We start from the raw sequence: 19,535 nt of genomic DNA, 5'->3' as shown, positions 1-19,535 counted from the left end.
GAATGTTAGGGTGAAGACCGAAGGAAGTCCATCGACGGTCCTGGCAGCCGCAAGCGCCCAGCGGCATTCCCTTGCGACCCCCATGGACGACCAGTATCCTGCAATCGAAGGTCGCCCGGATATGCGCCAGCTCCCGCGCAGGCCTCGATCTCCGAGGCGGCAGGATGACCACGAGGATTGCAGGATGGAATGGGTGAGGCAGTCGAAGCGGGTCATTTCCATCGATCAATGGCGCGGCAGCGCGCGCCCGAATCGCCTCTACACGCGATCCTTGCAGCCGTGAAGCAGGCAGGAAAACAGCCCTTGAGCGAGCGCTCGCCACGCCCTGCCGCAAATGACAATCACCTGCTGATCAGCGTCTTTGCCGCGCCCGAACATTCGCCCCTGTTCGCCGTCAGCAAACGCGTGACCGACTGCGGTTGCAACGTCGCCGAGGCCAGGGTCGCGGCCCTCGGATCCGAACTCAGCGTGCAGGTGCTCGCCCAGGGATCCTGGGATGCGATCGCCAAGCTCGAAAACGCGCTGGCCAAGCTCGATCGGGATGGCGAGTTGCGCCTGACCCATTTCCGCACCGCGGCCAAGCAGCAGCAGAATTCGGCCCTTCCCTACGTGGTCGAAGTGATAGCCGCGGACAAGCCCGGCATCCTCAGCCAACTGGCCGAGTTCTTCGCCGGGCACAATATCAACATCGAACAGTTGCACTCGACCCGTTACCGGGCGATGCAGACCGGCGCCGACATGTTTTCTGCGCAAATCACGATCGGCATACCGAACACGATGCACCTTGCCGCATTGCGCGACGATTTTCTCGAGTTTTGCGATGGTCTGAATCTCGATGCCATCATGGATCCCATGAAGTTCTGAATGGAGCAAGCCAGCACCAGATGAGCGACAAGACAACGATCCGCGTCGGAAAGCGACTGCCCGCCCTGAACGGAACACTGGATGACGGCAGCAGGCTGGAACTGAAGTCGCTGCGCGGGAAATGGGTAGTCATCTACTTCTACCCGAAGGATGCCACGCCCGGCTGCACCAACGAAGCCCTCGATATCAAGAGGCTGCACGGAAAATTCCGCAAACTCGACTGCGAGGTCATCGGCGTCTCACGCGATTCCGTCGCCTCGCACGCCCGCTTCCGCGAGAAGCAGGGGCTGCCGTTCCCGCTGCTCGCGGATGTCGACGAGACCTGGTGCAAGGCATTCGACGTGATCCACGAAAAGGTGCTTTACGGCAAGCGCCATCTCGGTGTCGTGCGTAGCACCTTCCTGGTCGATCCCGAGGGCGTCTTGCGCGCCGAGTGGCGCGGACTGAAGGTCCCGGGTCACGCCGAAGCCGTGCTGGAGCAACTCGCAGGCGCGTGACCGCTCTCGTGCCCCGTTCCATCCAAAGTTCCCGCAGGCTGGCGCGCTGCGGCCGCATCCCCATTCCCATCGAGGCCCGTGCATGACCCGAGGCAAACGCATCTACGTGCTCGACACCAACGTGTTGATGCATGACCCGACATCGTTGTTCCGCTTCGAGGAACACGACGTCTTCATTCCGATGACGGTGCTGGAGGAACTCGACGCCGCCAAGAAGGGACAGTCGGAAGTCTCGCGCAATGCCCGCCAGGTCAGCCGGTTCATCAACGAGCTGATCGAGAACGACACCGCCCGCAAGATTCCCGACGGCCTCGACCTGCGCCTGCCGCAGGGCCTGCGTCTGGACCAGAATCCGAAGATCGGCCGGCTGCGCTTCCAGACCCAGGCCAACGAAAACGGAAACGGCAAGAAGCGCAATCTCCCGGACAACCTGATCCTGGCCTCGATCGTCTCCCTCTGCGAATCGCACCCGGAGACTCCGGTGGTGCTGGTGACCAAGGACATCAACCTGCGCATCAAGGCCTCAATCGCGGGAATCACCGCCGAGGATTACGAAAACGATCGCGCGCTCGATGATTTCAGCCTGCTGTACGCCGGACACAACGAACTTCGCGCCGATTTCTGGGAGCGCCACTCCGACCTTCGCTCATGGTCCGAGCGCGGACACACCTACTACGAAGTCACCATGGCGGACGACGAGGATTGGCACCCGCACCAGTTCCTCTACCTGCCAGGTGACAACGAGGTCGAACTGCGCGTCATGAGCCTCGATGGCAAGAAGGCCATCCTGCAGATCGTCGATGACTACTTCAGCGGTTCGCACACGGTCTGGGGTATCCAGGCACGCAATCGCGAACAGAACTTCGCCCTCAATGCACTGATGGACCCGGAGATCGATTTCGTCAGCCTGCTGGGCACCGCTGGCACCGGCAAGACCCTGCTCGCCCTCGCCGCCGGCCTGGCACAGGTCATGGACCAGCAGCGCTATCGCGAAATCATCATGACCCGGGCCACCGTGTCGGTCGGCGAGGACATCGGCTTTCTGCCCGGAACCGAGGAAGAAAAGATGACGCCGTGGATGGGCGCGTTGACCGACAACCTCGAAGTATTGACCTCGCCGCAGGAAGGCGGCGCCTGGGGCCGCGCCGCAACAAACGACCTGCTCGCTTCACGGATCAAGATCCGCGCCATGAACTTCATGCGTGGCCGCACATTCCTCAATCGCTACGTGATCGTCGACGAGGCGCAGAACCTGACGCCCAAGCAGATGAAGACCCTGATTACGCGCGCCGGCCCGGGCACGAAGATCATCTGCCTCGGCAACGTCGAACAGATCGATACGCCCTACTTGACCGAAACGACCTCCGGCCTGACCTATGCCGTCGATCGGTTCAAGAACTGGGAACACTCCGCGCATCTGACCCTGCGCCGCGGCGAACGCTCGAGGCTGGCGGACATCGCCTCGGAAGTGCTTTGACGGCCGGGATTCGGGATTCGGGATTCGGGATTCGGGATTCGGGATTCGGGATTCGGGATTCGGGATTCGGGATTCGGGATTCGGGATTCGGAATTCGGGATTCGATCGGAATCGCGATGGGATGATCGGGAATATCGTATTCCTGGTTCCGTAGAGGCGGGGCTCAGACCCGCCCCTGCGACCCGCCCTCAAGGCAACGCCTAGAAGCGCCAGGCCCAGGCTGCTTCGTATTCGACCCGGTTGCCGGTCACGCGGTCAGCCGAGCGGTAGTTCGGCAGGCCGAGGAAATACGGCGCACTCGAATAGACGGCCTGCAGACTCAGGGTCGACTGGGGACCCGTGTCGCGCGAGTAGCCGAAGGCCATCGTGCGATCTGCCGGCGTCGACTCCAGCGCCGTGCGCAGCAGACTCGATGTCGGAGACGGCTGTTGGCGCGTGGTATAGCGCAATTCGAGATTGCCGAAGCTGTCGTTTCGCCATGTCCAGCCGGCGGAATACACATTCAGGTCCTGCCAGGCGAACACCGGACTGGCGCCGCTCCCGAGCAGGGCCAGGAAGCGTCTCGGCAGGGCGGGACTGGTGAACGGCGTCACTTCGCTGTACATCACGCGCTGTACGCCGATGTCGAAACTCAAGGCCGGTGTCAGGGCATAGCTCACGCCAACGCTGGCGCTGGAGGGAATGTCGAATTGCCCGGGGTCGGAATAGACGCCACGCAACGAATTGAGCGCATCCATGTTGACCCGCGACTGATACGCGGCGCCCCAGCTGAGGCGGCTGGTCAGCTGATCGCCGACATCCAGGCGAACGCCCGCACCGTACGACGACTCGCCTGGCACGACAGGCCAAAGAGGAATGCCATCGCGCAACGCACTTTCACCCATGCCGAGACTGACGAATCGCTGATAGGCAAGCACGGCAGTCACGCCGAACATGCCACTGTCGCCCCATCGACTGACATAGGACGGCGCGATCACGGTTCTGCGCAGTCCGCTGCCGGGCAATTCGGATCGGACATCGAGCCTCGGGCTCGCCAGGGCCGGCGCGCGGCCATCGACAAGCGAATGCGCCACGCTCAGGTTGAGCGTGCCTGCGGATGATCCGCCAAAGGAATAAAGGGTCGAGACGGACGCCGTATCACCGGCAGGGTCATCGGTGACCTGCGGCGGCGCGGTCTTTACGGCTGGAGCCCACGTAAACGCAGGCGTGATGCTGGCAAGGGCATAATTTCGCCAGCGCTGGGGGACACCAGCTTCTGTCGACGGGGCAATGGCGACGCGCGGCGACACGCCCGGAGGGGGTGCCGCAATGGCTGAAAAGGAAATAGGGAGCGTCAGCATCACGCCGAGCGCTCCCATCAAACCTGCTGCTGTCGCTGTTGTTGCCCGCTGCATTGCCCTGTTGCTGCGGTTGGGGAAAGGGGTGTGTTCTAATCCGTAGCGGATATTGGCGGAAAAGCAACAGCGGGTCAAGCGCGCAACAGCCATGTCCAAACCGATGATTTTCACGTTCTCCACCGGATCGCGCAGGTCATCTCCAGCCCATTCGGCGAGCCCCTGCCGACCCGCGCTTGTTGCACGAAACCAACACAACCGACCATGTCCTTGCCGCGCACTGCCCCGCCCATTGCCCTGACCATCGCCGGTTCCGACTCGGGGGGAGGCGCCGGCATCCAGGCCGACCTGCGCACCTTCGCGGCCTTCGGCGTGCACGGACTCAGCGCCATAACTGCAGTCACGGCCCAGAATACACGGGGCGTCGAGGCCATCGAACTGCTGCCGGCCGCCGCGGTGCGGGCCCAGATCAAGGCCGTGCTCGAGGATTTCCCGGTTGCCGCCATCAAGACCGGCATGCTCGGCACTGCAAATCTGGCGAGGACGGTCGGCAACGCCCTCGCCACGCGCCCGCACATTGCCTTGATCGTCGATCCGGTGCTCGTGGCCACCACCGGCGCTGCACTGTCACGCGGTCGACTATCAGCCGCCCTGTGCCGCCATCTGCTGGCACGCGCCGACCTGCTCACACCGAATGTTCCCGAGGCGGAGGAATTGCTCAACCGGCGCATCAGGAGCCAGTCGGACATGCTCGAGGCAGCTGCTGCGCTACGTGCCCTCGGTGCTCGCGCCGTGCTGCTGAAAGGTGGGCATCTGCCTGGCACGCAAGTCCACGACCTGCTCGCCAGCAAGGCAGGAGCACGCTGGTTCACGCATCCCCGCGTCGATGTCGAGGGCCACGGTACCGGCTGCACACTGGCTGCGGCCATTGCCGCCGGAATGGCCTGCGGATCGGAGCTCGAAGTGGCCACCGAAGCGGCCATCGCCTTTGTCGCGCGCGCCCTGGCGCTCGCCTACCGGCCCGGCCAGGGCCGCGTGGTCGTGCTCGACCATCTCGGTGCCCGGCAGGTCCCCGAGATCAGGCGCCCCTGACCCGCTCGATCAATGCGTCGGTGAAGGTGGTGGTCGTACCGCTGCCACCGAGGTCGGGCGTCAAGCGGTCGCGGGCCTGCAGGGTCGAACGAATCGAATCGCGCACGCGAGTCGCCTCGCTTTCAAGATTGAGATGGCTGAGCATCTGCGCGGCCCCGAGGAGCAGCGCGCAGGGATTGGCGATGCCCTTGCCGGCGATGTCCGGCGCCGAACCATGCACGGCCTCGAAGATCGCGGCATCGGCGCCGATGTTGGCGCCCGGGGCCAGGCCCAGTCCGCCGACCAGTCCGGCACACAGATCCGAAATGATGTCGCCGAACAGGTTGGTCGTCACGATCACGTCGAACTGCTGCGGATTCATGACCAGTTGCATGCACGTGTTGTCGACGATCATCTCATTGAAGGCGATGTCCGGGTATTCCCGGGCCACGTCGCGGGCGACCTTCAGGAACAGGCCCGAAGTCGTTTTCATGATGTTGGCCTTGTGCACCGCGGTGACCTTGCGCCGCCGCTGGCGCATCGCCAGGTCGAAGGCGTAGCGAACGATGCGCTCGCAGCCATGCCGCGTATTGCGGATCAGCGACTGCGCGACCTCGCCATCCTCGGACAGGGTCTGGCCTTCGGAACCGTAGGCGCCCTCGGTGTTTTCACGGACCGTGATGATGTCGATGTCTTCATAACGCGAGCGGGTTCCGGGAAAGGTGATCGCCGGGCGCACGTTGGCATAGAGATCGAAGCGCTTGCGCAATTCGACATTGAGCGAGCTGAATCCACCGCCGATCGGGGTCATCAGGGGACCCTTGAGCGCCACCCGATGGCGCGCGATCGCGTCCACAGTCGCCTGCGGGAGCAGCTCGCCGGATTTCTGCTGGGCCGAGACTCCGGCCTCGACGAAGTCGTAGTCGAAACCAACCTGCAGCGCCTCGAGCACGCGCAGGACCGAGTCGACGATTTCCGGGCCGATTCCGTCGCCCCGAATGACGGCAATTGTCTGACTCATCGGCGCTGCACTCCATGTTTCTGGCTTGCCGAAGTCGGCAAAGGGCGCGCATTATCCGAAAATGATCGTGCATCGCACAACCAACGCCGCCGGTGAAGCCCATGGAAGGCCATTCTGGCTGCCTCTCGCGCTGGTGCTCGCGATCGCATCGTGGTGCTCGTCGATTCCGGCGCGTGAACGGGTCGACGAAGACCTCAATGTCCGCCTGGTCAGCAGTTCGGCGATGGCGCCGCAGTGGCCGCCGGACCTCGTGGTCGAGGGCGTATGGCCGAACTCCTGCCTTCCCGAGGTCGTTCGCACCTCGCTGGAAGGATCCAACATCGACATCCTGCTGCGCGGATCCAGCCGCTCCTGCAGCGATGTCGCCACCCCCTTGCGCCTGAAGGTCAATCCGGCGCGCGAATCGGGCATGCGGCAATTTGCCCTCGGCACCTTCCAGGTCCGACTGCACCTGCTGCAGGCCGATGGCAGCAGTCTGCCGATCGGGTTCAGACTCCTGCAGTCGGGCTGGGACGACACGCTGTCGCGACCGGAAAGCGGATTCTGGTGGTCCGTATCAAGCACCGCCCCCGAGGCCTTGCTGGCCGGCAGCGGCCTGTCCATCGAGCAGCAGGGCAAGAATCTGGCAGTGACCCTGCTCAGCTACGAGGCGGGCGCCCCGGTCTGGTACTTCGGCAGCGCCCAGATGCCTGGCAACATCGCGCATGTCCCGCTGCTGCGCATGGTCGGCGGCGACGAGCCGTTTGCCACCCCGAACGGCGGTCCGCGTGCCGAACCGGGCCTGTCGCTGAATCTGCAGTTCCTCGGCCCGGCGCACGCCCAGGCCTGGCTGGTCAGGGCCCGGCCCGGCGCCGACCGGGGACTCGACATCCAGGCCCTCAACCTGCTCAGGCTGCCGTTCGAGACCGAACGCAATGGTGCCGCCTGGCGGGGCGAGTGGGTCCTGGTTGTCGGCGAGGCGCGCCAAGCCCGGATCCTCGACCTCGCGGACCTGGTCACGGCCGATGCGGAGAGTTTCGGTCTCAGCGACCGCGCTGACGGCTCGACCCTGCAGTGCCGCCTCGAAGACATCGGCGGCCACCCGACCCCGGCCTTCTGCTCACTGGCTGACGGCGAGCGCGTCCTCGCGGATTTCGATCATGTCGGACTGGATCGGCTGTCTGGCCTCGATCCCGATGGCAATCCGGTTCGCCTGGTCAGACTGCCGGACTGAGGTCAGTCACCGACACTGGCCGCTATTTCTGCAAGCTTGCCGCTGCGATCCGCAGCCACCAAGTCCTCGAAACCGCCGACGTGTATGCCATTGACGAAGATCTGCGGAACCGAGCGCCGGCCTCCGGTTCTCGACAACATCTCATCACGACGAAGGGGATCCGTGTCAATCCGGATCTCGGTGTAGTCGAATCCCTTCTGCTTGAGCAGATTCTTGGCCGCCACGCAGTAGGGGCAGACGGCGGTCGTGAACATTTCAACAGTAGCCATGCAATTACTCCGCATCCTGAACACTGGACTTGCTTGGAAAGCGACGAAACTCCCGTCGCCAATGGCCGGCGGGATTGCCCCGGGGACCTGCATGCTGCGCATTTGGGCCGCAATCGTCCGTGAACGGGCATGCCGGGAGTATGCCCGAGGCACCCATATCACGTCGGCTTAAGGAAGCCGGCGTTACACTAGGGCGTGCTCTGACCCGAGAGGAGCCATGAATCCATGCACAAGCTGAAATGGCTGCCAGCGCTGCTCGTCGCCGCCTGCGTTGGACTGGCCGGCGCCAGCGAGCCGGGTGTCCGCCTGCCCGATATCGGCAGTTCCGCCGCCAGCGCCATGTCCCCCGAGGAAATGAAGGCCTACGGCGCCTCCATGCTCCACGAGATGCGCGCTTACAACTACGTGCTCGATGATCCACAGATCAACGACTACCTCAGCGCGCTGGGCTACCGGCTGGTCTCGGTCAGCGACCGACCTGATCTGGAATTCACGTTTTTCGTTGTACGCAGCAACGACATCAACGCATTCGCGGCGCCAGGTGGCTATATCGGGGTGAATGTCGGCTTGATCAACGCCATGGCCAGCGAAGATGAGCTGGCGGCGGTGATCGCGCATGAAATCGCCCACGTGACCCAGCAGCACCTGCTGCGTGCGTTCGAAGATTCGCGCAAGAGCGCCCTGCCGATTGCCCTGGCCATGCTCGGGGCCCTGGTCGCCACCGCCAACCGGAGCGATGACGCGAGCCAGGCGGCCCTGATGAGCGGAATCTCGCTGATCCAGCAGAGGGCCATCAATTTCACGCGTTACGACGAGATCGAGGCGGATCGGGTCGGCATCCAGAGCCTCGCCCGGGCCGGGTTCGAGCCGCTGGCGATGGCCGAAACCTTCGCCACCATGCAGCGCGTGATGCGCGTGAACGGTATCGACGTGCCGGAATTCCTGCGCACCCATCCGGTCGACGTCAACCGGATCGCCGATGCCAAGGCACGCGCGGTACAACTGGAGCGGACCTATCCAATCGCGGAAGCGGCAGCGGCCGGCCTCGGCCAGACGGTGGCTGTCGTGCCCGCAATGGATGCAACGATGCCGCTCAATCTTGCCCTGCCGCCATCCCCAAGGTCGACCAGCACCTCGCCTGCACGCCCGCTGCAAAGCAGCCAGTTCGAACTGATGCGCGAGCGGGCACGCACCCTCAACGCAGACTCGGTCAACGGCATCCTTCGCTATTACGCGGACGAGCGAAAGCGCGGACCGGCGGCGAATACCTCGGCCAATCGCTACGGCCACGCTCTGGCCCTGATCCGGGCCCGGCAGCCGCAGGCGGCCGTCGAGGAGTTCGGCGGGCTGGTCGCGGACTATCCGCACACCGCGACCTTCCAGTTGGGAATGGCTGAAGCCGAGGACCAGGCCGGCAACAAGGACGCCGCCTTCAAGCGCTTTGAGCGGCTCAGCACCGACTTCCCGGGCAATCGCGCGATCGCCTTGGCCTTTACCGAAGCGCTGCTTTCCCGCGCGGACGCGAAATCCGCCCAGCGCGCCCAGGATCTGGTGCGGCCGCTGCTCGGCCGGTATCCCGATGACCCCGACCTGCAACGCAGCTTCGCGCGCGCCAGCGAACTGGGCGGGGACAAGATCCGCGCCGCCGAAGCCTACGCCGAATGGACCTTCCTCAATGGCCGGGCCGAGGATGCACTGAACCAGCTCAAGGCATTGGCCAGCAAGGAAAACCTGACCTACTACCAGCGCGCGCGCGTGGACGCACGGATCACCGCGATGACGCCAGTCGTGCTCGATATCCGCAAGCGCGAGCGCCGCGAATCGGAGCCCGACGACAACAGCGGAAATCGCGTGGGCCTGTCGACGTCGTTGCGTTGCCCCAACCAGGAATGTCCCCGCATGTCATTGCGACGTAACATTCCTCGGTTGCAATAAACCTGTCACAAGGAACCCATGGCGGGATCCGTTTGCGGGGTGTTCGTGCAAAAACGCGTGCTGATCGTCGAAGACGAACCGTCCATCCGGGACATGGTGGCATTCGCCTTGCGCAAGGCCGGAATGGAGGCCATCCATGCGGCCGATGCCCGCAGCGCGCAGTCATCGATCGGGGACCAGATCCCGGACCTGATCCTGCTCGACTGGATGCTGCCGGGCATGACCGGAATCGAACTGGCCCGGCGCCTGCGCCGCGAGGACCTGACGCGCGACATCCCAATCATCATGCTGACCGCACGTGGCGAGGAGACCGATCGCGTCAACGGCCTCGACGCCGGTGTCGACGACTACGTGGTCAAACCCTTTTCGGCACGTGAACTCGTCGCGCGCATCCGCGCGGTCATGCGCCGCGCCCATGGCGAGGACACCGAGGGCGTGATCGAGATCGCCGGCCTGCGCATTGATAGCGCCGCGCACCGCGTCCACGCGGGCGACCAGGTCGTGCCGATCGGCCCGACCGAATATCGCCTACTGCATTTCTTCATGACCCATCCCGAACGCGTCTATTCGCGCAGCCAGTTGCTCGATCATGTCTGGGGCGGTGGCGTCTACGTCGAGGAACGGACCGTCGACGTGCACATCCGCCGCTTGCGCATGACCCTGGCCCCCCACGGGATGGACGGCTACGTCCAGACCGTGCGCGGAGCTGGCTACCGATTCTCGTCGAACGCGTGAAACGAAGCGCAGCACGTCGCCGGACCAAGCTCTTCGGACTCCTGCGCGCGTTCCGGGATGCCGCGGTGGCATTGCCGGACGCCCTCGTTGCAGTCGACGCGGACTACCGCATCCGCTGGTTCAACACCGCGGCCGGCAGCATGCTCGGCATCGACTACCCGCGCGACCTCGACCGGCGCCTGGTCGATGCCGTGGCCATTCCGGGCCTCAAGGAATGGATCGATGGTGGCGGCATCGATCCGCTTTCCGACGTCACCTCGCCCCGGGACCCCGAACTGCACCTGAGCCTGCGCCTGATCCCGTACGCGGAAGGCCATGCCCTGCTCCTCGTACGCGATGTCAGCCAGTTGCTGCGGGTGGAAAAGATGCGCCGCGATTTCGTCGCCAACGTCTCGCATGAATTGCGCACACCATTGACCGTCGTGCACGGCTACCTCGACCTCATCGAGCCCGAGCAGATTCCGGAGTTCGAATCGATCATCCGCGAGTTGCGCAGCCAGTCGCGACGCATGACCCAGATCGTCGAGGACCTGCTGACGCTTTCGCGCCTCGACGCCGAGGAAACCCTGCCGATGTCGCGCGTGGCGATCCGGCCGCTGGTCACGACCCTGCACCGCGATGCCGAAGGTCTGAGTCGCGGTCGCCATACGATATCGGCGAGCATCGAAGGCCCGCACGACCTGCAGGGCTCCTCGCGCGACCTGTACAGCGCCTTTTCCAACCTGGTCAGCAATGCCGTGCGCTACACGCCGGTCGGCGGCCACATCCGCATCGTCTGGACCAGCAATGCCCAGGGCGGCCGGCTCAGCGTGATCGACACCGGACATGGCATCTCGCCGCAGCACCTGCCGCGACTGACCGAGCGCTTCTATCGCGTCTCGACCAGCCGCTCGCGCGAGACCGGCGGCACCGGCCTCGGCCTCTCGATCGTCAAGCACGTGCTGCAATTGCACGATGCGCATCTGGAAATCGAAAGTGAGCCCGGCAAGGGCAGCACTTTTTCATGTGTTTTCAATCCAGAGCAGCTATTGTTGCCGGAGTTGGTATCGGAGGAGTCGTGACATGAATTCGTCGTTGGTCGAACCCGGCGTCTACGCGACCGCAACGGGCGGCACCGCCGGTGCTTCGGCCGACGGAGCAGGTCCAGCATCGGCCGCTCGCGACTTCAGCGATCCGTCCCTCTATCTGAACCGCGAACTGGCCCAGATCGAGTTCAACTTCCGGGTCATGGCGCAGGCCGAGGATCCGCGCAATCCCCTGCTCGAACGCCTGCGCTTCATGTGCATTTCCTGCACCAACCTCGACGAGTTCTTCGAGGTTCGCGTCGCCGTCCTCAAGCACCACCATGCGTTCGGCGAAGGCCAGCCACGCGCCGATGCGATGGCCATCACCGAGGTGCTCGGCCTGATCCGCGAGCGCGCGCTGCTGCTGGTCGAAAAGCAGTACGCCTTCTGGAACCAGACCCTGCTCCCCGAGCTCGAGAAGGAAGGCATCCGCTTCCTGACCCGGGATGCCTGGACGCTCAAGCAGAAGCGTTGGCTGCAGGGTTATTTCCGCAACGAAACGCTGCCGGTCCTGTCTCCGCTGGGCCTCGATCCGGCCCATCCGTTTCCGCGCATCCTGAACAAGAGCCTGACCCTCGCGGTCGTCCTCGAAGGTCGGGACGCCTTCGGCCGCGAGGGGCACATGGCCCTGTTGCGCGCGCCGCGCTCGCTGCCGCGCATCATCCGCCTGCCTGAGGAGATCGCCGCAGGCAGCACCTCGTTCGTGTTTCTCTCCGACCTCCTGCACGAGTTCATGGACGAGCTGTTTCCCGGCATGCACGTCAAGGGCTCATACCAGTTCCGGGTGACCCGCAACAGCGAGCTGTTCGTGGACGAGGAAGAAGTCGAGAACCTCGCCCTGGCCCTGCGCGACGAGCTGCGCGGACGCGGCTACGCGAAGGCTGTTCGGCTCGAGGTGGGCTCGAATTGCCCGCGCGCCATCACCAGCATGCTCGAACAGAACTTCGAGCTGACCGACCACGACGTCTATCTCTGCGAAGGCCCGGTCAACGTCAGCCGCAGCGTCGCCATCTACGACCAAATCGATCGCCCCGACCTCAAGTTCCCGACCTTCGTGCCGCGCGTGCACCCGGTCGTCGTCGAAGGCGACAGCCTGTTCGCGGCGCTGAGGGAGCGCGATATCCTCCTGCATCACCCGTTCGAGTCATTCGCGACGGTCAGCGAACTGGTCAAGCAGGCCAGTCTCGATCCCGACGTGCTCGCGATCAAGCAGACCCTGTATCGCGCCGGCACCGACTCGCAACTGGTCGATCATCTGATCGAGGCGGCCCGGGTCGGCAAGGACGTGACCGTGGTCGTCGAGCTGCGCGCGCGCTTCGACGAAGAAGCCAACCTGCGCCTGGCCAATCGCCTGCAGGAGGCCGGCGTGCAGGTGGTCTATGGCGTGGTCGGCTACAAGACCCACGCCAAGATGCTGTTGATTGTGCGCCGCGAGGCCGGCGGATTGCGCCGCTACGTGCACCTGTCGACCGGCAACTACCACCAGATCACATCGCGCATCTACACCGACTTCGGCCTGATGACCGCCGATCCGGAAATCGGCGAGGACGCGCACCTGCTTTTCCTGCAACTGTCCGGGCTTGGGCCGATCATCAAGCTCAAGCACCTGCTGCACTCGCCATTCACCCTGCACAAGGGATTGATGGCCAAGATCGAACGCGAAACGGACCACGCAAGAGCCGGCAAGCCTGCGCGAATCATCGCCAAGATCAACGCCCTCAACGAACCGGCCGTCATCGAAATGCTCTACACCGCATCGTGCGCCGGCGTGCAGATCGACCTGATCATTCGCGGCGCCTGCACCCTGCGCCCGGGGATACCCGGCGTTTCCGAGAATATTCGGGTACGCTCCATCGTCGGGAGATTCCTCGAGCACAGCCGCGTGTACTGGTTCCAGAACCACGACCAGCCCGAAATCTACTGTTCCAGCGCCGACTGGCTGGATCGCAACCTGCTGCGTCGGGTCGAGACCTGCTTTCCGATCCGCGATCCGAAACTGGCCATGCGCGTGTACAAGGAGTCGCTGCAGAACTACCTCGCCGACAATACCCAGGCCTGGATCCTGGAGTCCGATGGCAGCTATACGCGTACGCAGCCCGGCAAGGACAAACCACATTCGGCCCAGCTCACCCTGCTGGAAAAACTCTGTTCGTGAGGCGCGCGAAGTTCCCCGATGAAATCCGCGACGGCGACCTGATCGCCGCCGCCGACATCGGTTCGAACAGCTTCCATCTCGTCGTTGCCCGCTACACCCATGGCGAACTGCGCGTAATCGACCGACTGCGCGAAAGCGTGCGCCTTGCGGCGGGATTGCGGAAGGATGGCTCGCTGACGCCCGAACGGCGCGAGTCCGCATTCAAATGCCTGGCACGCTTCGGCCAGCGTCTGTCCGGATTCAAGGCCGGTCGCGTGCGTGCCGTGGCCACCAACACGGTGCGCCAGCTGAGCAATCCGCAGTCGTTTCTGCTGCCCGCCGAAACCGCTCTCGGCCACCCTATCGAAGTGGTCTCGGGACGTGAAGAGGCGCGCCTGATCTACCAAGGCGTGGCCCACGGCCTGCCATTGACCGACGAGAAGCGCCTGGTCATCGACATCGGCGGCGGCAGCACCGAGTTCATCATCGGCCGCGGCTACGAGGCGCTCGAGCGCGAGAGCCTGCAGGTCGGCTGCATCGCCAGCACCCTGCGCTTCTTCGAGGACGGGAAGATCACCGCGCGCCGCTGGAAGCAGGCACAGGCCGAGATCGCCGTCGAACTGCAGCAGTTCGGCGCGCACTACCGGGAACGCGGCTGGAGCGAGGCTATCGGCTCATCCGGAACCATGAAGGCCATCGGCAGCATCGTGCAGGCCAACGGCTGGTCCGAGCAGGGCATCAGCGCGACCTCGCTCGAGATACTCCGAGAAACCCTGCTCAAGGTCGGAAACAGCAACCTGCTCGATCTGCCGGGCCTGTCCAGCGACCGCGTGCAGGTCATCGCCGGCGGCGTGGCCATTCTCGACGCGATCTTCAAGACATTCCGCCTCGGGCAGATGAACGTCTGCGAGACGGCCATGCGCGAGGGCCTGCTCTACGACATGCTCGGCCGCGCCCTGCACACCGACTCGCGCAGCACCAGCATCGGTGCGCTGGCCGAGCGCTATGGCGTCGATACCGCGCAAGCTGCCCGAGTCAGCGAAACCGCGGCCATGCTCTTCGATCAGGTGAAGAAACCCTGGCAACTCGATGTTCCGGCACAGGAAATTCTCAACTGGTGCAGCCATATCCATGAGATCGGCCTGGCCATCGCGCACAGCCAGCACCATGCGCACGGCGCCTACATCATGGCCAATTCGGACCTGGCCGGGTTCAGTCGGCAGGAGCAACAGCAACTCGCCGCGATCCTGCGCTCTCACCGGCGACGGCCGGATGGCGAAGGCATGCGCAACCTGCCGCCGCGCATGCAGCCGGTGACCCAGCGGCTTACCGCGTTGCTGCGCCTCTCCGTCCTGCTGCATCGCGCGCGCAGCGATGACACACTACCGCGGATCAACCTGGCCGCCGAGGGCAATCAGCTGACCCTCGAGCTGCCGGCGGCTTGGCTCGACAACCATCCGCTGACCCGCATCGATCTCGAGCAGGAACGCGACTACCTCAAACAGATCGACATCAAGCTGCAGGTCAGCAAGTCGACCAGTCGCGACGTTGCCGCCTGATCGGGGCGACCCGGCCGCCGTTGTTTTCCCTGTCAACCGCAGCACGCGGCCTGTAGTGTTCGCCGGAGGGGTGAACCCTTATCATGTAGCGACTCTTTTCCGAGCGAGACCCTACGTCCATGCTGCGCATCTTCAGATCCTGCACCCTCCGCGCCCTGTTGCCGTTTGCCCTGGCCCTGTTGTTGCCGCTTGGCGCATCGGCCCAATCCGACGCCGCGAAACCGACGACCAAGCCGCCCGTCGCGGCGACGACCGCGCCTACAGTGAACCCGAAGGTTCTGATCAAGACGAACATGGGCGACATCACGGTGGAACTGAATGCCGAAAAGGCGCCGAAGAGCGTCGAGAACTTCCTCCAGTACGTGAAGGACGGCTTCTACAACGGCACGATCTTCCATCGCGTCATCGACAACTTCATGATCCAGGGCGGTGGGTTCACGCCCGACCTGCGCCAGAAGCCGACGCGTCCATCGATTCCGAACGAGGCCAAGAACGGCCTGTCGAACAAGCGCGGCACCATCGCCATGGCCCGTACGCCTGATCCGAATTCGGCAACGGCGCAGTTCTTCATCAACCTGGTCGACAACCGCAACCTCGACTACGTCAGCGACGAGCGCGCCGAGACCTGGGGCTACGCAGTGTTTGGCCAGGTCGTTTCCGGCATGGACGTGGTCGACAAGATCAAGGCCGTCCCGACCGGCCCGAAAGGCCCGTTCCGCAGCGACGTTCCGACTAGCGACGTAGTCATCGAAAAAGTCGAACTCCTGCCCTGACCGGACCCGAAATCAGGGGCGCGCGAACGTCATCCGCGTTGCGGTGCGCCCCGCAATGACAAGCCGATAGTGGTCCGGTGTTTGGAGTCGATTGTCCCCCTGGCGAGAACTTCAAACCGGGATCGCTGGAAGGTCCGCTTCTTCCACGCTGTGGCACATCGTTTGAAATCCGGACTGATTTGCATCCTTCTCGTACTCAACGAGGGATGTTCCCGAAGACAAATGAGGGCCGCTTGGAAAATGCTGGCTTCTGGCGCCCAATGAGGGACGACCCCGGAAGGGAACGAGCATCGCTTCGAAAACCTTTCCTTCTCCCGCCTAGCGGGAGAAGGTCCCGAAGGGGGATGAGGGCTTTGACTCTTGATCCCGTCTCACCAAGCCGCCCGTCAAGCCCGATGACCACACTCTTCATCTCAGACCTGCACCTCGACCTGGCACGACCGGCCATCCTTGACCAGTTCGAAACCTTCATCCGTGATGAGGCCATCCACGCCGACGCCCTCTATATCCTCGGCGACCTCTTCGAGGCGTGGATCGGCGATGACGCCGACGACCCGGTCGGCCAACGCTTCGTCGCAGCGATGAAACCGATGCGCGAAGCGCGACGTCCCTGCTTCTTCATGCACGGCAACCGTGACTTCCTGCTCGGCGAACGCTTCGCCCGCGAAGCCGGCATGACCCTGCTGCCCGACCCGTCTGTCATCAATCTCTACGGCACGCCGACCCTGCTTATGCACGGCGACAGCCTGTGCACCGACGACGCGCCCTATCAGGCTTTCCGCAAGCAATCGCGATCAGCCGAATGGCAGCGCCAATTCCTCTCACAGACCGTGCAACAGCGCGATGCCTTTGCCCGCAAGGCCCGCGAGGAAAGCAAGCGCTACACGGGCAGCGAGGCCAACGCCAGCATCATGGACGTCAATCAGCTGGCCGTCGAAGCAGGCATGCGAAACGCCGGCGTCCTCCGCCTGATCCACGGACATACCCACCGCCCTGCCATCCACCCTTTCGATTTCGACAATCACCCCGCCGAGCGAGTCGTGCTCGGCGACTGGTATGAACAAACGAGCTCGCATCCAATATGGGCAAGCAAATAGCTCTCCCATGATCCCAGCGTTCCCTGCAGTTCACGATTCGCCGGCGCCCACTCGTTCATCTTCGAGAACATCGACGCATCCATGCCGCCGAACCTGCTGCGCCACTTGTAGGAGGTGAACTAACTGAAGTTGTGCGCCCGGCATAGCACTGGAACCGCGGTAACGGCCTCGGCGTGCTTGAGCGCCGCGATGATCTGGATGTCGCTGAATCCGGTTTTCTTCATGAAATCTCCTCTTGAAATGTTACGAGAAAATTCCACCTCTGGAGTCAACTATTTCTTGGAGTGATTACGAGGCGCTCCCATGACCCGCTCAAGCGTATGCTTTACGGGCCTGATCCATACAAAACTGCTAGGTCATTGCACCTAGCGTGACCGACACAGATTTCCAAAGAGGCGCCTATTTCGCTGTCACCCTCTGGGCAGTGTTCAGTGCTTCCTTGTGCCCGTCGAGATATACGACGCCGATATAGTACCAATAGACTTGCCCGGACTTGGCCTGCGTGTCGCGCCAACGATAGATGGATCTGATGCGTGTATCGCTAGACAATCGAGGAATCATTTTCTCATTCACGCGCTCGAACGGCCCCGCTTCGGCAGCTGCTCGATAGACCTCGTATCCGTAGATCGGCGACTCGTTGGCCATTTCCCATTTCAGCAATGGGCCTCGTCCATCCGGAACCGGCATCTCGATCGGCGCCGATGTCGTTACGGTTTCGTGCAGGGCAGCACTGATCGACGGCGACTTCGATTTTGCTGCTTCGACCTCCTTGGCCAGGTCATGGATTACTGTGTCTTTCCCGATAGCCGCTCCTCCGAACGGAATGGGAAGTTCAGCTGAGTAGTCGGGAAACTCGATCACGACCATGCCATGCGGCGCCGCTCCGATACTGTCTTCCTTCAAGGAAAGCTTCAGCATTTTGCAGGAGCTGTTCGCCGGCACGCATTCCTGGATGGCCGCATTGGCGGGAGATCCGGTTACTCTGACATCACCAACGTTTAGCTTGCGTCCGGACTCGTCCACGAGCCGCACTAGTTGCTCTGCCGGTATGCCAACGCGGACAAGCCCAAAATCGATCAAGCTGGTACTTGGAACGACGGCACCTCGCATTTCTCCCTTGACCTGCACACCAACGCGCCGCTGCTGGGGATTGTCCGTCTCCAATACCAGGAACTCATCGAACGCACCCCACGGCATCTGTGGCTTGGCCTGCAATTTCAGTGATTTGCCACCGTCGGCAATTTCGGCATCGATCCACTTACTTTCTTGCATGACTTCCGTCAACCGAACGTCGACGCCTGGCCGCCCCTTCACAGTGAGCGTGGCCGAAAGAGGGTGCGCCGCGTCAACAATACCGGCATCCTTCGTCATCGAGGCTGGATCGATGATCCAGTCGACAAACCCTCGCGCTACGATCTTTGTGACCGGCTCGGGGTGCCCCTTCGCGTATACAAGCAAGACGTCAGAAAAACGTCCGACCCTCCCATCTTTCTTGATCGAGATCGGAATCCGAACCGATTCTCCAGCCTTCAAAGTACGAGGCTTGAAATCGACGTTTACGTCGAGTCCCTTCCATCGGCTCTCGACTCGCTCGATGGCGATGGGACCCTCGCCTTCATTGACCAGAACGCTGACACCGTCGATTTCGGCGAATGGGTAGACGACGCCGACATCGATATCGGTGGCTGACACTCTTGCAGCGAGTTCCGGTTCATTAGGTTTGGAACTGGCTGCCCAGGCGATTGAAAATGATAGGAAAACGATGGACAACGCAGACAATAGAGTCGTCGAAATCCAAATCGGCCGACCGGCCGCCGAGAGTCTTTTCATGTCGAACTCGATAGGAATTTGACCAAGAGCGAGTACAGATCTTCCGGAGTTGTCAAAATTCGGTTCACTCAAACTCACGGATCGTACACACATCAACAAAAAAGAAGGCCTGCACCAGGCAGGCCTTCTCAAGAACATCGTAAGTACCAAATTACTCGACGCTGAAGTTCTGCAACGAGACCGGCAACGTGCCCGTGAAGTTCACCGACGACGGCACACAACCCGTTGCGGCCGCGGTCGAATCGATCACGAGGTAGTAAGTACCAGTCGGAATGTTCGCCGCAGGCGACAGAACCTCGGCGGCACCCGGACCCGCATTGTCTGCGTCGGCCACGCACGGAGTCGTCTGCGCGCAGCTACCGGGGCCAATCAGGAAGATTGCATGGTCGTACGTATTCACGCTCGGGGTGACGGTGATCTGGAAATTGTTCACCGCGCCAACCTGAACAGCATAGACGGCGCTGGTGCCAATCGCCGTGACACTGCCCGCACAGATCGAGTTGAACTCGTCGGTCGCCGTGCAGGTCGAGTTAAATGAAGAAGGTGACGTCGTTACCGGACCACCCGGCGCGGAACACGTCTGCGCGAAGGCCATCGGAGCAGCCAGAACTGCTGCCGCCGCCGCTATGCCAGAAATTATTTTTTTCACCGAAATCTCCTCA

The 19,535-nt window shown here is 63.0% G+C and carries 17 protein-coding genes; 12 read left to right on the top strand and 5 right to left on the bottom strand.

The annotated features are described in order from the left end of the window. The first annotated feature begins 267 nt into the window (after positions 1-267). The 3 genes from BM125_RS05600 (at position 268) to BM125_RS05590 (ending at position 2,838) form a co-directional block, all read left to right on the top strand. Positions 268-864 carry a glycine cleavage system transcriptional repressor gene (locus tag BM125_RS05600; RefSeq protein ID WP_425429598.1) on the top strand — a complete coding sequence of 199 codons (597 nt, stop codon included), beginning with the start codon at positions 268-270 and terminating at the stop codon, positions 862-864. A 20-nt stretch (positions 865-884) separates the two neighbouring features. Continuing rightward, positions 885-1,361, top strand: a complete 477-nt coding sequence (locus tag BM125_RS05595; protein WP_092405760.1) for a peroxiredoxin — start codon at positions 885-887, stop codon at positions 1,359-1,361. Between the two features lie 82 nt (positions 1,362-1,443). Further along, the gene (locus BM125_RS05590; RefSeq protein ID WP_092405758.1) at positions 1,444-2,838 is read left to right on the top strand and encodes a PhoH family protein; all 1,395 of its coding nucleotides are present in this window, start codon (positions 1,444-1,446) and stop codon (positions 2,836-2,838) included. A gap of 200 nt (positions 2,839-3,038) precedes the next feature. Here the strand turns inward: BM125_RS05590 and BM125_RS05585 are convergent, their stop codons facing one another. Next, positions 3,039-4,178 (bottom strand): outer membrane protein transport protein, encoded by a 1,140-nt coding sequence (locus tag BM125_RS05585; protein ID WP_217647809.1) that lies wholly within the window; start codon positions 4,176-4,178, stop codon positions 3,039-3,041. A 258-nt stretch (positions 4,179-4,436) separates the two neighbouring features. Between BM125_RS05585 and thiD the strand changes: the two genes are divergently transcribed. After that, complete coding sequence (thiD, locus tag BM125_RS05580; protein ID WP_092405754.1) at positions 4,437-5,264, top strand: bifunctional hydroxymethylpyrimidine kinase/phosphomethylpyrimidine kinase; 828 nt, start codon at positions 4,437-4,439, stop codon at positions 5,262-5,264. Here the strand turns inward: thiD and BM125_RS05575 are convergent. Continuing rightward, positions 5,251-6,264 carry an isocitrate dehydrogenase gene (locus BM125_RS05575; protein WP_092405752.1) on the bottom strand — a complete coding sequence of 338 codons (1,014 nt, stop codon included), beginning with the start codon at positions 6,262-6,264 and terminating at the stop codon, positions 5,251-5,253. The genes thiD and BM125_RS05575 overlap by 14 nt on opposite strands. A 67-nt stretch (positions 6,265-6,331) precedes the next feature. On the opposite strand from BM125_RS05575, the gene BM125_RS05570 reads away from it, so the two are divergent. Further along, entirely contained in the window at positions 6,332-7,477 is a 1,146-nt protein-coding gene (locus tag BM125_RS05570) for a hypothetical protein (protein ID WP_139224872.1), read from the top strand. Positions 7,478-7,479: 2 nt separating this feature from the next. Here BM125_RS05570 and grxC read toward each other — a convergent pair whose 3' ends face one another. Then, positions 7,480-7,746, bottom strand: a complete 267-nt coding sequence (gene grxC, locus BM125_RS05565) for a glutaredoxin 3 (RefSeq protein WP_092406021.1) — start codon at positions 7,744-7,746, stop codon at positions 7,480-7,482. Positions 7,747-7,971: 225 nt separating this feature from the next. Between grxC and BM125_RS05560 the strand changes: the two genes are divergently transcribed. The 7 genes from BM125_RS05560 (at position 7,972) to BM125_RS05530 (ending at position 17,043) form a co-directional block, all read left to right on the top strand. Further along, entirely contained in the window at positions 7,972-9,681 is a 1,710-nt protein-coding gene (locus tag BM125_RS05560; protein ID WP_092405748.1) for a M48 family metalloprotease, read from the top strand. 45 nt (positions 9,682-9,726) lie between these two features. Then, positions 9,727-10,416, top strand: coding sequence for a phosphate regulon transcriptional regulator PhoB (gene phoB / locus BM125_RS05555; RefSeq protein WP_092406019.1), 690 nt, complete (start codon positions 9,727-9,729; stop codon positions 10,414-10,416). Beyond that, on the top strand, positions 10,413-11,477 hold the full coding sequence (gene phoR, locus BM125_RS05550) for a phosphate regulon sensor histidine kinase PhoR (RefSeq protein WP_175497928.1): 1,065 nt from the start codon (positions 10,413-10,415) through the stop codon (positions 11,475-11,477). Before phoB ends, phoR begins: the two co-directional genes overlap by 4 nt. 1 nt (position 11,478) lies before the next feature. Then, a complete protein-coding gene (gene ppk1, locus BM125_RS05545; RefSeq protein ID WP_092405744.1) occupies positions 11,479-13,635 on the top strand; it encodes a polyphosphate kinase 1 in 2,157 nt (718 codons plus the stop codon). After that, on the top strand, positions 13,632-15,173 hold the full coding sequence (gene ppx, locus BM125_RS05540) for an exopolyphosphatase (RefSeq protein ID WP_092405742.1): 1,542 nt from the start codon (positions 13,632-13,634) through the stop codon (positions 15,171-15,173). Before ppk1 ends, ppx begins: the two co-directional genes overlap by 4 nt. A gap of 119 nt (positions 15,174-15,292) precedes the next feature. Further along, positions 15,293-15,946: a peptidylprolyl isomerase gene (locus BM125_RS05535; RefSeq protein ID WP_092405740.1), complete on the top strand. Its 654-nt coding sequence runs from the start codon at positions 15,293-15,295 to the stop codon at positions 15,944-15,946. Positions 15,947-16,341: 395 nt separating this feature from the next. After that, on the top strand, positions 16,342-17,043 hold the full coding sequence (locus BM125_RS05530) for a UDP-2,3-diacylglucosamine diphosphatase (protein ID WP_092405738.1): 702 nt from the start codon (positions 16,342-16,344) through the stop codon (positions 17,041-17,043). Positions 17,044-17,442: 399 nt separating this feature from the next. Here the strand turns inward: BM125_RS05530 and BM125_RS05525 are convergent, their stop codons facing one another. Continuing rightward, entirely contained in the window at positions 17,443-18,873 is a 1,431-nt protein-coding gene (locus BM125_RS05525; protein ID WP_175497927.1) for a hypothetical protein, read from the bottom strand. A gap of 151 nt (positions 18,874-19,024) precedes the next feature. After that, positions 19,025-19,522, bottom strand: a complete 498-nt coding sequence (locus BM125_RS05520) for a hypothetical protein (protein ID WP_139224870.1) — start codon at positions 19,520-19,522, stop codon at positions 19,025-19,027. Between the last annotated feature and the right edge of the window lie 13 nt (positions 19,523-19,535).

It is taken from the genome of Dokdonella immobilis, assembly GCF_900115085.1.
GTDB classification, from domain to species: Bacteria; Pseudomonadota; Gammaproteobacteria; order Xanthomonadales; family Rhodanobacteraceae; genus Dokdonella; species Dokdonella immobilis.
Note: the sequence above shows the minus strand (reverse complement) of the source record. Positions and strands in the feature narration are given on the sequence as shown.